The organism is Streptomyces sp. NPDC005281, assembly GCF_040607495.1.
GTDB lineage: Bacteria > Actinomycetota > Actinomycetes > Streptomycetales > Streptomycetaceae > Streptomyces.
The window spans coordinates 86909-101768 of record NZ_JBEXGX010000022.1; the positions used below are offsets into that span (position 1 = coordinate 86909).

Sequence of the window (14860 nt, forward strand, 5' to 3'; positions counted from 1 at the left end):
GGGCTCAGACGCCGTCCGTCCCCGGGCGTCGCACGGGAGGCGCCGGATACGGGTCCACGGGCCCGGAGTCGTCAGCGGGGGCCGGCTCGCCATGCGCCTCGACCGCCGGCCGGTCGGCATGGCTCACGCCCGCGGGGGCCGGGAAGTCCGGGCGACCGGAGGAGGCAGAAGTGTCCACGGGCTCGGGCACGGGCACGTCCCGGACAACGGCGGCACCGGCCTTCTCTGCGTCGTCCGCCACGGCGTCGAGGCTGGTCTCGCGCAGCAGCGGCACCGACGACACGAGCGTGACCACGGCGGCGGTTCCGGCGAGGGCCAGCCAGGTGTGGCTCGACCCCAGGGAGTCCACGAAGGAGCCCGCCAGGAGCGGCCCGAGAGAGGCGAGACCGGCCATCACCAGGCCGGTCGCGGTGCTGACCCTGCCGAGCAGGTCCCGGGGGGCGAGCACCAGCATCGCGCGGCCGACGACGATGCCGGCCGGCGGGCTGAAGAAGACGACCACGACCAGTACGGGGCCGATCGCCCAGGGGTGGGTGGTCGCGGAGAAGACGGCGAGGCCGATCGACCAGACGGCGCCGATGAGCAGGAACAGGCGGGCGGCGGGAAGCCTCTTGATCAACCGGGGTGCTGCGGCGGCGCCCAGCATGGCGCCGACGCCCGCGCAGCCCATCACCGCTCCGATCGCCGTCCCGCCGGTGCCGCTCTGCCGCAGGGAGACGACCATGGTCGTCTGGGCCGCCGCCGATACGACGTTGATGCCGGCGGCGAACAACAGCGCGGCCAGCAGGGCCCGTTGGTGTGTCAGCCAGCGCAGACCGGCCGTGAGCCGGTTGTCGCGCGCCGGCCCGACGACCTGGCGTCGGGGGCGGGTGGCGATCCGCAGCAGCAGCACTGCGGACACCCCGTAGGAGAGGGCGTCGACGGCGAAGGGCAGGATCGGGTCGAGCGTGTACAGCATGCCGCCGAGGAAGGGGCCGATGAGCGAACTCGTCGCCATGGCCGCCTGACTGCGGCTCAGCGCGTCGGTGAGGTCCTTCTCCGGCACCACGTCGCGTACGGCGATCGTGGCCGCGGGTGCGAAGAGGGCGGTGGCCGCGCCCTCGACCGCGGCGACGCCGAGGAGATGGGCCTGTCCGAGGTCTCCCAGCGCCGACATCAGGGGAATGCTGGCCAACGCCACGAGCCGTACCAGGTCGGTCCCGACCATGATCATCCGACGGTCGATCCGGTCGGCGAGATGGCCGGCGGGCAGGCGCAGCAGGGTCCTGGTCACCAGTGAACAGGTCGCGACCGTACCGGCCTGTGCCGCGCTGCCTCCGATGGAAAGGACGAGCAGCGGGAAGGCGAGCAGCGACAGCTGCGATCCGAGGGTGGACAGTGTCGAACTGAGCCAGTAGCGGCGGAAGTCGGCGTTGGTCCGCAGGATGCCGGCGCCCTTCATCGCAGCCGTCCGGCGGAGTTGAGGCAGTCCAGGACCGCGGCGTCGACCCGGTCCTGGAAGACGGCGCGGACGGCCGCCTCCTCCTCGTACTGGTAGTGGTCGTGACAGCTGACCCAACGGCCCTGTGTCTGCTCGGCGTCGAGATAGCCGTCGCCGATCGTGCCGACCTCCATGCCGGGCTTGCCCGCGGTCTCCCAGCAACTGGCCAGCACACCGTCGGCGTTGACGACCGCACCGTAGCGCCCGTCGGTGAAAGAGCAGGCCTGGCAGGGGACATGGGCGCGCGGACGGGCCACAGTGAAGCCGAGCTCCAGTGCCCGGGCGTGCCAGCGGACGAAGTCGTCGACGAGGCCGTCCTCGTGCAGCAGGTTGTTCGCGTAGCCCACACCGACATCACCGACGCGGGCGAAGTGGATACCGCAGCGGGCCGGATCGAGGTGTGCGCCGAGCCGCTCGACGAGGTCGTCCACGCCGTCCCGGTTCAGGTGCGAGACGTTGACCCGCAGCATCCAGCGCAGGGAGGTCTTCTCGATGGCGCGCGCGATGTTGGAGACGATGACGTCGAAGGTGCCGCCTCCCGAGCGCCGTACCCTGATGGCGTCGTGATCGGCCCGGTCGCCGTCGAATGTCACCTGTACGGAGCCGAGGCCCGCCGCGTTGAGCTCCTTGGCGACGAGCGGTGTGAGCAGCGTGCCGTTGGACGTCATCGACGCCGTCAGGTCCCCCAGCTTCCCGGCCCTGGTGAGCAGGTCACGGCAGCCGCGCGGGTTGAGCAGCGGCTCGCCACCGAAGAGCAGCAGCGACAGCTTGTCCATGCCGGCGGCCGCCATGCGCTCGCGGGTGAAGTCCAGGACCTGGCCCACGGCTTCGGGGGTCAGGCGGGCGTGCCGGATGCGCGGCGGCCGGCTGCCGCCCTTGGGGTCCTGCGCGGTGTTCTGGAAGCAGTAGCCACAGCCGAGGTTGCAGTCCGTGCTGGTCAGTACCGTCAGCGAGTACGAGGTGTAGCGCTTCACGTCGTACAGTCCCGCCTCGCGGAGATAGCGCTCGGCCGAGGGCCGCAGGGTGCCGTCGGCCTGCACCTGACCGGGGCGCATCAGCGCGTATCCGCCCGCGCCCAGGAACCACCACCCCCTGTCGGCCTGGATCAGACGGGCCCCGGCGGCGGGGACGGCGACGGACTGCGTACCGGGCACGGCAACCTCCGGAGCGGGGGCGGGAGATGGACGGCGGGCGCGGCCCGGTCGCGGTGGCGTCAGGCGCCACCGCGACCGGAGGACCGCGCCGGTGGTGAGCCGATCAGGCGTTGTGCTCCTGGTGGACGCCGCACCAGGGGGTGTCCTCGCCCTCCTCGGAGTGCGCGACCACCTCGGGCTCGTCGACGGCCGACTCCTGGTGCACGCCGCACCAGGCCACGTTCGACGCGGCGTGCGCGACCACTTCGGGCTCGTCGACGGCGGTCTCCTGGTGCACCCCGCACCACGCCACGTTCGACGCGGCGTGCGCGACGACCTCGGGAGTCTCCTCCGCGGGCGTCTCGGTGGTCTCCTCGTTGGGCTCGACGTTCTCGGCCATGATGGTCCTCCATACGACGGGCGTTCGGGACGACTGACGGCAGCACTGCGCCGACCGGCAGGAAGCTAGGAGGACGGGGTTCGGCACCGGTTCAGCGCGGGTTGGCCCTCGGTGAATCCCCTGGTGGGGCGGTGGCGCAGGGTGGAGTGGCCGTACGGGGGAGAGCGTGACGGAGGTGCCGCGGAAACGGCGGCGGCTGCTGGGCGCTGCCTCGTCGGTACGGCGGAGGGGTGAACGTCCTGGAGCGTCGTGGGCGCTCGGCGGAGGCGAGTGTGGGCGCTCGGCGGAGGCGAGTGTGGGCGCTCGGCGGAGGCGAGTGTGGGCGCGGGACGAAAGCGAGCGTGGGGCGCTGGCGCGGGCGCCCGGCGGAGGCGAGTGAGGCCGCGCGGCGAAGGCGGTATGGAGGCCGTACGGCAGGTAGTCGCACGCGTCACCGGCCAGGTGGGCCGGGTCGGCCGTATACCGGAATCGCACCGGGCGCGAACCCGCGGGCAACCGGCCGTTCCTACGGTGACTCCGCACACTCCGCGACCGCGAGAGGACGCCTCCGTATGGATACCGAGCCCGTCGTCACGGCCGCCCCGCCCGCGCCGGCAGGTCCGCGGCGGCTGCCGGAGCCGCTCGGGGCTGGGTTCCTGGCCCGGCCGGAGGAGGCGCTGGCCGGGATCCGGGAGACGTGTCCCGTGGCCCGGATCAGGACGCCCGCCGGACGGCCGGCATGGCTGGTGACCCGTGCCGAGGACGTACGGGCCGGATTCCTCGACCCCCGTCTCTCCTTGAGCGGCGGACGCGTTCCCGACCCCGGCGTACGCCGTCGCGCCCTGGACGTGACTCTGGTCAACTACGACCCGCCGGACCACACGCGGATCCGCCGACTGGCGACGCCGGCCCTGACCCCGGCCCGTATGGCCGTCCATCGGGAACGCATCGAGCGGGCCGCCGGTGAACTCCTCGACGCGGCGGACGCGGCCCGTGGGCAGGGACCGGTGGAGCTGATGGACGCGTTCGCGCGCCCGTTCGCCTTCGGATCGCTGTGCGAGGTCTTCGAGGTACGGGCGGAGGAGCGGGCGGCACTGTACGAACCGGTGGCGCTCCTCGCGGACAAGGCGGGCCGCACCGCCCGCGCCGTCGAGGAGGCCGTGGCCCGTATCGACGCGTTCGTCCGCGGCGAGATGGCCCGCCGAGCCGCCACTCCGGGCGACGACGTCGTCTCCCGCGTTCTCGCCACGTGGCATGAGCAGGGCGGCGCGACCGAGGACGAGGTCGCCTCCCTCCTCGCGATGCTGTTGCTGGCCGGCTTCGACAGCACGGTGCAGGCGATCGGCATGGGCGTGGTGGCGCTGCTCGGCCATCACGACGTACAGGACTTCCTGAGGGACGAGCCGTCGCGGATTCCGCGCGCGGTGGACGAGTTGCTGCGCTGGGACACGCCGGGCCCGTTCAGCACCAAGAGGGTGGCGCTCGAGGACGTCCGGTTCGGGGACACGGTCATTCCGGCGGGCAGCGGTGTCCTGCTCTCCGTGGCCTCGGCCAATCACGACCCGCGCTGTCACGCCGACCCCGGAACGCTGGACCCGGACCGCAGTACGGCAGGCCGGCACCTGTCCTTCGGCCTGGGGCCGCACTACTGTCCCGGATCGGCGCTGGCCCGTCTCGAACTCACGGTGGCCCTGACCGCCGTACTCTGCCGCTGGCGCCGGCTGAAGCCGGCTGTCCCGCTGAACGAACTGGCCTGGGGCGGCGGCTATCTGCACCGCCGTCTGGCCGCGCTCCCCGTCCTGCCCAGCGGACCGGCCTGAGGGAACACCAGGGCACCCCGCCGGCCTCCTCGGCGAAGCGCGGACCCACGCCGGGCCGGGCCGCCTCCACCTCCTGGCCCGCGATGAGCTGCCACAAGCCGAGCCGGTTCGCGTCAGCGGCGGCGCTGGTCAGCCCGTAGCTCGTAGTCCCCGTAGCTGTTGTCCGCGGGGTTGACCGTCACGCCGGGAGCCACGATCTCGTCGATGCGGTCGAGGACGTCGGCGGGGAGCGTGATGTCGGCGGCGGGCAGGAACGCTTCGAGCTGTTCCATGGTGCGAGGCCCGATGATCGCCGAGGTGACGCCTGGGTGGTTGATCACGAAGGCGACGGACAGCTCGATCAGGGACATGCCGGCCTTCTCCGCCAGGAGCGCGAGCTGCTCGACGGCATCGAGCTTGCGCTGGTTGGCCGGGCTGCTCATGTCGAAGCGGGCCGGCGGGCGCGCGGCGGAGGCCGGTCCGGAGGAGGCCTCCTTGCGGTAGCGGCCCGAGAGCCAGCCGCCGCTGAGGGGGCTGTAGGTCAGCGTGCCCATGCCGTGGCGGCGCACGGTGGGCAGGACGTCCTCTTCGATGCCGCGGACCAGGATGGAGTACGGCGGCTGCTCGGTCACGAACCGCTCCAGGCGGCGTTCGCGGGAGACCCACTGGGCCTCGACGATCTGGGAGCCGGAGTAGGACGAGGAGCCGATGTACCGGATCTTGCCCTGGTGCACGAGGTCGGAGAGCGCGCCGAGGGTTTCGGTGACGTCGGTGTCCGGGCTGGGGCGGTGGACCTGGTAGAGGTCGATGTGGTCGGTGCGCAGGCGCCGGAGGGAGTTCTCGACCTCGCGGATGATCCAGCGCCGCGAGCCTCCCCGCTGATTGGGGTCGTCCTGGCTCATCGGCATGAAGAACTTGGTCGCGAGGACCACGTCTTCGCGTCGGTCCTTGAGCGCCTTGCCGACGATCTCCTCCGAGATCCCTGCGGAGTACACGTCCGCGGTGTCGATGAAGTTGATGCCGGCGTCGAGGGCCCGGTGGATGATCCGCAGGGAGTCGGCCTCGTCCTCGTTGCCCCAGGGGCCGAACATCATCGCGCCCAGACAGAGCGGGCTGACCTGGATGCCGGTGCGACCGAGCGGTCGGTGGTTCATGAATGTGTTCTCCTCATCGGGTATTCGGTCGTCGCGCGAGGGGTGACCGTGCCGGTGGCGGCCCAGCCGGCGAGCAGGCTGAGGGCCTCCCGCTCTCGCGAGTCAGGTTCAGGGGTGTAGAAGTTCAGGCGCAGACCGGGATCGGCCGGCAGGTCCATCGCCTCGTAGGGCAGTGCGAGATCGCCGACCAGCGGGTGGCGAAGGTTCTTGACGCCGGAGCGGTGAATCTTCACGTCGTGGCGCGCCCAGCGGCGTGCGAAATCGTCGCTCCTGGTCGTGAGCTCGCCGACCAGGTCGGTCAGCGCCTTGTCGTGCGGCGCCCGGCCGGTCTCGCTGCGCAGGAAGGCGACCGAGTCGTCGGCACCCTTGTCCCAGTCGACCCAGAAGTCCCTGCCCGCGGGGTCCAGGAACAGGAAGCGGGCGGTGTTGACGGGGCCGCGCTGCGCGAACAGCGGAGAATCGAAGACCGGCGCGTACAGGGCACGGCCCAGCGCGTTGGCGGCGAGAATGTCGAACCGGGCGTTGCGTACATACGCCGGCGCGTCGGTCATCGAGTCGAGCAGCCGCAGGATCGTGGGCCGCACGCGGGAAGCGGTCACGGTGGGACGCCGGCCGGAGGGAGTCGACGCACGAGCCAGGTCGTAGAGGTGGGTGCGCTCGGCCTCGTCGAGCTGTAGTGCGCGAGCGAGGGCGTCGAGCACCGAGTCCGAGGCGCCGCTGAGGTTCCCGCGCTCGAGCCGCACGTAATAGTCCACGCTCATTCCCGCGAGGAGTGCGACCTCCTCGCGGCGCAGGCCCGCGACGCGGCGGTTTCCTCCGTAGACGGGCAGCCCGGCCTCCTGCGGGGTGATCCGCGCCCGCCGGGTGCCGAGGAACTCACGGACCTCGGCGGCCACGTTCTTCTTGTCGTTCTCGGCCATGATCAGATCTCGAAGGCTTCCTCGGCCGCACCGACGGCGCACCTGACCGCGGGCGAGCCCGCGAAGCACGCGGGCCGCGTCCCTGCGCCACCGCACCGGACGACGCCGGGCAGGGACCGCGGGGGTGCCACGGCCCCGGCGAATCGCGGGGCCGCTGTCGGGCGGGAATCCAGGGGCACGGGTGACTCCTCTTGATCGGCGTGGATCCATTAGATCGGCGTGAATCCTCTTGATCGGCGTGACTTCTGTGCCGGCTCCTTCACGGTAGATGTGCCGGGAGGGGACTGCGAGGTACTGCCATTACCTGGAAGGGCGGTGCCTCCCACCTGCCCGAGGTCGTTGGACGAGGACCGGGCCGACGGCGTCGCAGCCGTGTCGGGCGGGCCAACTGGCTCCTCGGGTCGAGACATCAGCCTGTCGGGACACCCGTACCGGTCGCACCACGCCGTCGAGCGCACAGCCGCATGACACACGGAGGGTCCAGCACTCCCCTCCGGCACTACATGCCTCACCTCTGGCCTCCGGGGCGCTCCCACGAAGGCGGGCCGACCGGCCCCCTGAGGAGGTCCGACGGCACCTGCCGCTTCGTCCGCGCCGGTCGGATGCTGGAAATGTGCTCCAGTGCGACACCCGGCAAGGCGACACCCGACAGAGGAGGCCGGCGTCATGGCCCGCTTCGTGTACGACTTCGCAGAAGGCGGCCGCGACCTGGCCGAGCTGCTCGGCGGCAAGGGCGCCAACCTCGCCGAGATGACCCGGCTGGGTCTGCCGGTCCCGCCGGGCTTCACCGTGACCACGGACGCCTGCCGGGCCTTCCTCTCCCGGCACCGAGCCGCCCGGTCTGATCGCGGAGGTCTCCGACCACCTGACGGCCCTGGAGGAGGCCGCCGGACGGCGGCTGGGACAGCCTGACGATCCGCTGCTGCTGTCCGTGCGCTCCGGGGCGCGGTTCTCCATGCCCGGCATGATGGAGACGGTCCTCGACATCGGTCTCAACGACGCGTCCGTCCTCGGCCTGGCGAAGGTCTCCGGCAACGAGCGCTTCGCCTGGGACTCCTATCGCCGTCTCGTGCAGATGTTCGGCAGTACGGTCATGGGCGTCGACAGTTCCCTCTTCGAAGGCGTCCTGGACGACCTGAAGCGGGCACGGGTCGCCGCGAGCGACCTGGAGCTGACGGCGGCGGATCTGGCCACGCTCGTAGAGTCGTACCAGGATCTCGTCCGCCGAGACCGGCGAGTACTTCCCGCAGTCACCGGCCGAGCAGTTGCGGCGGGCGGTGCTCGCCGTCTTCGAGTCCTGGAACGGCGAGCGCGCCCGGATCTACCGCCGCCGTGAGCACATCCCCGACGACCTCGGCACCGCGGTGAACGTGCAGACCATGGTCTTCGGCAATCTCGGCACCGATTCCGGCAGCGGTGTCGCGTTCACCCGGGACCCGTCCACGGGCCGGCCCGGCCTGTACGGCGACCACCTTGCGATCGCGCAGGGCGAGGACGTCGTCGCGGGCATCCGCAACACCGTACGGCTGACGGCTCTCGCGGAGCTGGATCCGGTGTCGTACGACCGGCTCCGCGCCCACATGACGACACTGAAGTCGCACTACCGGGATCTGTGCGACATCGAGTTCACCATCGAGCGCGGGCGGCTGTGGATGCTTCAGACCCGGGTCGGCAAGCGCACCGCCGAGGCCGCGTTCACCATCGCCGCGGAGCGGGCCGACGAGTGCCTGATCACCCCGGACGAGAGTCTGGACCGGGTCGGCGGGGAAGGTCTCGCCCGGCTGATGTTCCCCCGGTTCGACACCTCTGCCGTGGGCGAGGTCCTCGCGCACGGTCTGCCGGCCTCCCCCGGCGCGTCCGTGGGCGCCGCGGTGTTCGATTCGGCCGAGGCGGTTCGACGGGCCGCGGCGGGCGAGAAGGTCGTCCTGGTGCGTCGGGAGACCACCCCGGACGATCTGCCCGGCATGATCGCCGCGCAGGCGGTGCTGACCAGCCGCGGCGGCAAGACCAGCCACGCGGCCGTCGTCGCCCGGGGCATGGGCACGGAGTGCGTGTGCGGGGCCGAGGAGATCACGGTGGACACCGAGGGGCGCAGGTTCACCGTGGGGGCAACCGTGGTCGAGGAGGGCTCGGTCGTCTCCGTCGACGGCTCGGACACCCGCGACCTGGCTACTGACGAGGCATCAGTCTTGACCTGCGGGAAGGCGGGCGCGACGCGCCTGGGCTTCGCCCTTCTGTTCAAGTACTACACCTGCTCTGAACCACTTCACCCGAGGGCGCTACGACTTCCCGGACTAGGTAGTCGGCCGCGTCGCCCGGCAGGCTCCGTTCAACAATCGCCCTCAGCGGGGGCGCTGGTGGTGCGGGTTGCTGCGATTGTCTGCAGGCCGTGGTCGATGAAGGTGATCATCCAGGTGAAACTGTCGTCGATATCAGTGCTGAACTGGAACCCGCCGACCACTTCCAGGGAGGCGAATCCGTGCAGAACGGTGCGCAGCATCCGCAGCGCGTGGATTTCCTGGCTGGGATCGATCCGATACCCGCGCAGCATGGCTGCCCAGGAGGCGACGACCCGGTTGCTGGCTGCGATGAGTGGGTCGTCCGCCCCGGTCGGGCACGCGGCGTTGGCCGCCGCGTACCGGCCGGGGTGCTCCTTGACGAACGTCCGCATCGCCTGCGCGCCGGCGATCAGGGCGTCACTGCCGGCCCGGCCCTGGGTGGCGTCGCGGATGGCGTCGGCGCACTCGTTCATGGCCAGGACGGCGATCCGGTGGGTGACGTCGGCCTGGCCGGTGACGTGCTTGTACAGCGAGGGGGTCTTGACCCCGAGCCGCTCGGCGAGCAGGCCCATGCCGAACTGGTCGAAGCCGATCTCGTCGACCAGTTCGGCGCCTGCCTCGGTGACCGCTGCCGCCGTGAGTCCGGCCCTAGGCACTGGTAGCCGTCTTTGCCATGAACGCCAGGGCCAGCGCGAGGACCTGATCGGGTGTCTGGGCGTGCGGGTAGTGTCCGGCGCCGTCGATCACAACCAGCTCACCGAGACCGGCGGGCAGGTCGGCGATAATCTTCTCCCCCTCGGCGCGGGGGTCAGCCCAGTCGGGGTCGAGACTGCCTTCGATTATCAGGACCGGGCAGGTGACGTGGGCCAGTTGGGCGCCGGCGTCGCCAGGGTTGGCCTTGCACATGGCCTGCAAGGCCGCCATCCGACCGGGCTCGTCCAGCTTGGCCTTGATGCGAGCGAGTTCGCCGTTCCAGTCGGCGGGCTTAACCGGGTACGCGACGTCGAGGTACTTGATCCAGTTCGCCAGGCGTCCGCGGACGATGACCTGCGCCATCTGCGTGTACCCGGTCCGGAAACGCTTGACCCGCATCAGCCCGCCCAGGTCGACCGGCTGCGCGCGAGTGAACGGGGCCAGTTCGACGACGCCACATATCACGTCAGGTGCGGTGGCGGCGGCAATGGTCGCAGCGCCCCCGCTGATCGACTGCCCGATGATCACGGCCGGGCCGCCGAGGTGGCGCACGACGGCGACCAGGTCGCCGGCGATGTCGGTGCGGCTGTAGCCCTCCCAGCCGAGGCTGGAGTCGCCGCACCCGCGGATGTCAACGTTGGCGACCCGGTAACCGGCGGCGGCCAGGCCGGGGACGAGGAAGCGGTAGGAGTGCCGACTGTCGCCAATCCCGTGCGCAAGGACAACCAGGGGGCCTTCCCCGGTCACGTCGAAGGCGATGGTGTTGTCGCCGATTTCCAGGTACTCGGTCATGTCGTCCTCCATGGTGGCTAACGCGATTACCCAAAGGCTAGCGTCATTAGCAACGTGGGTCAACACCCCAGCCGTACAGGACAAAGACGCGGATGCGCGTTCCCGTTCGACACCGTCCCGCGCGAACCACACCTGTGCCTCGTGTGGAGGGAGAGAGGTATCAGCGTGCCGGGAGACGTCCTGGCGGCGACCACCTGGCGTGGCACCTCGGCGGAGCCACCGGCTCCTGGGCTTGTTCCCACTCATCCATCGTGAGGGCGGGTTCAGACAGTGGCTGAACTCCGTTCTGAGGGGAGCGCAAGCCGTCGACGATGAGAGCGAGGTAACGCCTCCACAGTTCGGTGCGCACAGCGTGCATGTGCTCGCTCACGGCTCCGAGCATGCGCTGGATGAGTGGGAAGTCCATTGGCGTGATGTCGCTGCGGGCTCTGCCCTCATTCTGGGCGAGCTCGATGACAGCGCCGGCCGCAGGCATGGGGCGCTCAGCACGCGTGCACAGCCGCTATGTCCGCACGCTGGGCGACCTCGCTCTCGGTGGCCGCCCGGTGCCTGTCGGCCTGTCGGTGCGGCCGTTGTTTTGCGACAGCCCCCGCTGCGGTCGTCGGACGTTCGCCGAGCAGGTCGACGAGCCGACGGTGCGCTACCAGCGCCGCACTCCGCTTCTGCAGCATCTAGACGAGTAGTTTCGATGTGGCTCAGTGGTCGTAGGCGATGAGTGATCTGGTGATGGGTGCGCCGATGGTGCGGTTGTGTCAGATCGCGCAGGTCGTCCTCGGAGTCGACGGTGGCCCTGCTGCCCGAGGCGGTACGTGGTCTTGCGGTGGTCACCGGGAACCCGGTGCGCCCGCAGGTGCTGACCGGGCATGCGGACAAGGCGGTTGAGGCGCTGGGGCTTCACGGTTTCGACCGGCAGCTGCATGAACGGCACGATCACCTACAGCCGCACCAACGACGTCGAGAAGGTACGGAAGCTCATCGTCGCCATCCACGTCGAGGTGCGCGGCGAGTTCGGGCTGATGGGCGAACCCTTCTATGCCCCGGACCGGTTCAGCGACCGTCTGACGACGTACGCTTCTCGGCCGGGATGAGAAGCGGTCATCGGCTACTCGGGCGACGAGCCGATCGGGTACGTGTTCGCCGTGCCGCTGGGCCCAGACACGGGCTGGTGGAAGTCGGAGAAGGAGCCGCTCCCCGCCGAGTACACCGCCGAGGACGGGGCCAGAACGCTCGCGCTGAACGAGATCCTCGTACGGAAGCAGTGGCGGGCGCCCACGGCCAGGGCGCGGCGCGCGCCCTCCATGAGAAGCTGCTCAGCCAGCGACAGGAGCAGCGGGTCACGCTGCTGGTCAACCCAGCCCGGTCGGAGGGACGACTCAAGACCGTGTACGAGTCGTGGGGCTACAAGCAGGTGGGAAGCCAGCAACCCTTCGCTGACTCCCCGGTGTTCGCGTCGATGATGCGCGCCCCCCTACGCTAGCCCTCCGACGTCTCCAGGCCGGTGTCCTCCCCCGCCCGGGCCTCCACGACAGCCGCGCGCGCGGCGCCGCCAAACATCGGAACGGCGTCGAGCGGGTCCCTCGGGAACGGTCCAACAGACCAGGCATGCCCTCCTGCTCGAACCGCCGCCGCCAACTGTTCAAAGTCCGGCGAGAGGTGCCATACCGGGCCGCGACCTCACCGATCGGAGATCCGCTGAGCACTTCGCGGACAGCCCGGTAGCGGTACTCGGCCAACTGCTGCACATCCACGATTTCGACGGAAGCACACTGCCGCACCGGCAGTTGGGAGACGGCGAACGTTCAGCCGAAGGTGTTAACCGTGTCCAGAGTACGAACGGTCAAGCATCTCCGAGACTGCACACCGACATGCTGCTGCCGTGATCGGTACGCGCATGCCGGGCAGGCCGTCCCGCACAGCGCTCGCGCTGCGTCGTGAGGGACCGTGTGGAGTTCGCACAGATCATTCCGCCTCGTTGTCGTACCCGCATGTGACGATGCTGGAGGGAGGCGAGTGACGTGGCAATCGGGTGGGACCGCATCGGGCGGCCGGCCTTCGACCGGTATGTCGAGGCGCTGCTGCACCGGATGTTCGATGACAGCGGGCCGGTGATCGTAGTCAAAGGGCGCGGCGGCGACGATGGCATCGATGTGCAGGTCGGTCTGCGGATCTTCCAGCTGAAGTACCACCCGGATGGCTTCCCCGGTTCACTCAAGGGCCGCCGCGCTTCGATCAAGAAGTCGTTCAACCGGGCCTTGGCCCACAAGCTGGATGAGCGCGCCCTTTTCCCCGGCCGCGGCCGTATCGCCCATCCCGCCTGTCTCTTACTCCTTCACTCCAGGCAGGAGAATCACCTGATATCGGCGCTGGGACTGCTCACGCAAACCAACCGGCCGTTATCAAAACTCCACGTGCTGACACATCCACGTCGAAAAATCAATACCGACAAACCGATACAGCTCAACAGGTCTACGCGGGCGGGGCCTGAACGGAGGGGCGGGTCCGGAAGCCCACGGTGTCCGGACGCGATGCTGTCACCTTCGCCTTTCCCATGAAGATTTGCCGCCCGGGTCCCGTGTCTGGGATCTTGTCCGGGGCGGCGATCTCAAGCAACGCGCTCAGCCGTCGGCACCACTCGCCTCGACCCCAACCCAGGCCTACTGGTGGAGCCGTGGCCAAGCCGCGAGCAGCGGATCCTCGGACTGTCCATGGCCATACGAAGAAGGAGAAATAGCGTGAACACCGAAAAGGTTACGGCTCGACGTCTTACAGCCGAGGAAGTCTCAGAATTGGGCCTCCAGGAGGAAATCTTCGTCTCGGCAGAGCTGGACGATCTTTCTCTCGACTGCTACGCTCCGGCCTTCCTCACGAAGCCGGGAAAGTATTTCGATGGAGGATCCTACATCGCAAGGACAATTTTCGGCAAGGAAATTCATGTTCTTCCGAGCAACGTTGAAGAGCGTGGGATCTGGGTTGCCGACGAGGCTGGGGAAGAAATCGAGGTTCTCCAGAGTGCCGGCGTCCTCCTGAACCTCGCTCTCTTCGTGCCCAACGGGAACAACGAATCTCTGGAGTCGCTCTACACCGCAGCAAGAGAAGCGTTCGGCGCGGGAATCGTTCAGCGCTGGAACGAGGAAGTCGTGGCGGTGCCGGACGTCAAGGTCGACCTGTTCGAAGAGCCGGCCCGCGGGCGAAAGAGCACGAGCAGCCAGAACCGCGACCGCCGCGCCTTGGACATCTACCCCACCCGAGTGCGGTTCATAGAGCCCAGCGCCGGCTGGAAGTTCATCGTCGAACCGCACCAGGAAACCATCGACGACACCCCGACGATCTGAGCTGACAGCAGCCCGGAGAAGGTACGCCGACGGCGGCGAGGACCAGGCGCTGGAGCTCGGCCGGCTCCAGCGCTTCGACTTCCCACTGGACCGGGTGACGAGGGTCGAAGCCGTAGCGGCGGGCGAAGGCCGGCCACCTCGGGTCGCCGTGCTTGCCCTCGGTTGCGGGCAGCTCGTAGGCGACCGCCCGGTGGTAGGTCAGCAGCACCCGCTCGGTCCGGCTACAGCATCCCGTACGGGCCACCCAGTCCCGTTCGATGTCCTCGCCGGGGCAGTCGAAGTCACCGACCACGACAAGAACGGCTTCGCGCTGCCCCGGGTGACGCGGACGACGTCGGCGTACGACTGGGAGCTGAAGCCGCGGACCATGAGCACCGGGACGCCCGTTTCGGCGAGCCAGCCGGTGAGCTGCTGGCGCAGGGTGTCTTTCTCCACGGCTACGTACAGGGCGTGCTCCTGGCCCTCGGTGCGGTCGAGGCGATACCAGTCGCGCAGCTGCGTCTCGTTGACGTCGTCGGCGATCGGCCTGGTGGCGTTCCGGGGGAGGGTTTCGCCGAACGGCACGTCCAGGTAGTAGCTGTGGGTCGGGCCGCGGTGGTCGGCGCGCAGCTGCGCGAGCATGTCGTAGAGAATGCCTTCGACCACAACGTGGAATCCGGCGTCCAGGGCGTAGCGGGCGGTCAGGTCGATCAGGCCGATGTTCACGGCACCGGACCGGTCGCACTCCCGGAGCACGATGCGGTGGAGGTTGTCCTGGCCGACCAGGGCCAGGCCGCGGCCGAACTGCTCACGCAGGCCGACCGCGACGGACGACTTCCTTGAGGCGCTGTTGCCGCAGACCACGACCAGCCGGGTTTCTTCGGTGGCCACCATCAGGGCCCTCACGTTGATTCTTCTTT

The 14860-nt window shown here is 69.6% G+C and carries 14 protein-coding genes and 3 pseudogenes; 7 read left to right on the forward strand and 10 right to left on the reverse strand.

The window, feature by feature from the left end:
- Nucleotides 1-4: 4 nt before the first annotated feature.
- From ABZV42_RS28105 to ABZV42_RS28115, 3 genes are all read right to left on the reverse strand, one after another.
- Nucleotides 5-1441 (reverse strand): MFS transporter, encoded by a 1437-nt coding sequence (locus ABZV42_RS28105; RefSeq protein WP_355986038.1) that lies wholly within the window; start codon nucleotides 1439-1441, stop codon nucleotides 5-7.
- Complete coding sequence (locus tag ABZV42_RS28110) at nucleotides 1438-2634, reverse strand: radical SAM protein (protein ID WP_356054137.1); 1197 nt, start codon at nucleotides 2632-2634, stop codon at nucleotides 1438-1440. Before ABZV42_RS28110 ends, ABZV42_RS28105 begins: the two co-directional genes overlap by 4 nt.
- A 103-nt stretch (nucleotides 2635-2737) precedes the next feature.
- Nucleotides 2738-3013 carry a hypothetical protein gene (locus tag ABZV42_RS28115; RefSeq protein ID WP_355986042.1) on the reverse strand — a complete coding sequence of 92 codons (276 nt, stop codon included), beginning with the start codon at nucleotides 3011-3013 and terminating at the stop codon, nucleotides 2738-2740.
- Between the two features lie 551 nt (nucleotides 3014-3564).
- On the opposite strand from ABZV42_RS28115, the gene ABZV42_RS28120 reads away from it, so the two are divergent.
- Nucleotides 3565-4812: a cytochrome P450 gene (locus tag ABZV42_RS28120; RefSeq protein WP_355986045.1), complete on the forward strand. Its 1248-nt coding sequence runs from the start codon at nucleotides 3565-3567 to the stop codon at nucleotides 4810-4812.
- A gap of 113 nt (nucleotides 4813-4925) precedes the next feature.
- On the opposite strand, the gene ABZV42_RS28125 is transcribed toward ABZV42_RS28120, so the two are convergent.
- Together ABZV42_RS28125 and ABZV42_RS28130 are read right to left on the reverse strand one after the other, a co-directional pair.
- Complete coding sequence (locus ABZV42_RS28125) at nucleotides 4926-5945, reverse strand: aldo/keto reductase (protein WP_355986048.1); 1020 nt, start codon at nucleotides 5943-5945, stop codon at nucleotides 4926-4928.
- Nucleotides 5942-6865 carry a helix-turn-helix transcriptional regulator gene (locus ABZV42_RS28130; protein WP_355986051.1) on the reverse strand — a complete coding sequence of 308 codons (924 nt, stop codon included), beginning with the start codon at nucleotides 6863-6865 and terminating at the stop codon, nucleotides 5942-5944. Before ABZV42_RS28130 ends, ABZV42_RS28125 begins: the two co-directional genes overlap by 4 nt.
- A gap of 666 nt (nucleotides 6866-7531) precedes the next feature.
- Here ABZV42_RS28130 and ABZV42_RS28135 point away from each other — a divergent pair.
- Nucleotides 7532-9018, forward strand: a pseudogene (locus ABZV42_RS28135) (pyruvate, phosphate dikinase); the annotation flags it as partial.
- A 176-nt stretch (nucleotides 9019-9194) separates the two neighbouring features.
- Here ABZV42_RS28135 and ABZV42_RS28140 read toward each other — a convergent pair.
- Nucleotides 9195-9800, reverse strand: coding sequence for a WHG domain-containing protein (locus ABZV42_RS28140; RefSeq protein ID WP_355986054.1), 606 nt, complete (start codon nucleotides 9798-9800; stop codon nucleotides 9195-9197).
- Entirely contained in the window at nucleotides 9793-10629 is an 837-nt protein-coding gene (locus tag ABZV42_RS28145; protein ID WP_356054139.1) for an alpha/beta hydrolase, read from the reverse strand. The genes ABZV42_RS28140 and ABZV42_RS28145 overlap by 8 nt, the downstream gene beginning before the upstream one ends.
- A 389-nt stretch (nucleotides 10630-11018) precedes the next feature.
- On the opposite strand from ABZV42_RS28145, the gene ABZV42_RS28150 reads away from it, so the two are divergent.
- From ABZV42_RS28150 to ABZV42_RS28160, 3 genes and pseudogenes are all read left to right on the forward strand, one after another.
- Nucleotides 11019-11312, forward strand: a complete 294-nt coding sequence (locus ABZV42_RS28150; RefSeq protein WP_356054187.1) for a hypothetical protein — start codon at nucleotides 11019-11021, stop codon at nucleotides 11310-11312.
- A gap of 86 nt (nucleotides 11313-11398) precedes the next feature.
- Nucleotides 11399-11545: pseudogene (locus ABZV42_RS28155) on the forward strand (UDP-N-acetylglucosamine--N-acetylmuramyl-(pentapeptide) pyrophosphoryl-undecaprenol N-acetylglucosamine transferase); the annotation flags it as partial.
- A 1-nt stretch (nucleotide 11546) separates the two neighbouring features.
- Nucleotides 11547-11717: a hypothetical protein gene (locus ABZV42_RS28160; RefSeq protein ID WP_355989516.1), complete on the forward strand. Its 171-nt coding sequence runs from the start codon at nucleotides 11547-11549 to the stop codon at nucleotides 11715-11717.
- A 14-nt stretch (nucleotides 11718-11731) separates the two neighbouring features.
- Here the strand turns inward: ABZV42_RS28160 and ABZV42_RS28165 are convergent, their stop codons facing one another.
- Both ABZV42_RS28165 and ABZV42_RS28170 read right to left on the reverse strand, forming a co-directional pair.
- A complete protein-coding gene (locus ABZV42_RS28165; protein WP_355989513.1) occupies nucleotides 11732-11929 on the reverse strand; it encodes a hypothetical protein in 198 nt (65 codons plus the stop codon).
- Nucleotides 11930-12002: 73 nt separating this feature from the next.
- Complete coding sequence (locus ABZV42_RS28170; protein ID WP_356054141.1) at nucleotides 12003-12404, reverse strand: helix-turn-helix domain-containing protein; 402 nt, start codon at nucleotides 12402-12404, stop codon at nucleotides 12003-12005.
- A gap of 240 nt (nucleotides 12405-12644) precedes the next feature.
- On the opposite strand from ABZV42_RS28170, the gene ABZV42_RS28175 reads away from it, so the two are divergent.
- Together ABZV42_RS28175 and ABZV42_RS28180 are read left to right on the forward strand one after the other, a co-directional pair.
- Complete coding sequence (locus tag ABZV42_RS28175) at nucleotides 12645-13181, forward strand: hypothetical protein (protein WP_355989507.1); 537 nt, start codon at nucleotides 12645-12647, stop codon at nucleotides 13179-13181.
- Between the two features lie 180 nt (nucleotides 13182-13361).
- A complete protein-coding gene (locus ABZV42_RS28180; RefSeq protein ID WP_355989505.1) occupies nucleotides 13362-13961 on the forward strand; it encodes a hypothetical protein in 600 nt (199 codons plus the stop codon).
- Between the two features lie 477 nt (nucleotides 13962-14438).
- Here the strand turns inward: ABZV42_RS28180 and ABZV42_RS28185 are convergent.
- Nucleotides 14439-14834 (reverse strand): annotated as a pseudogene (locus tag ABZV42_RS28185) (kinase); the annotation flags it as partial.
- Nucleotides 14835-14860: the final 26 nt, after the last annotated feature.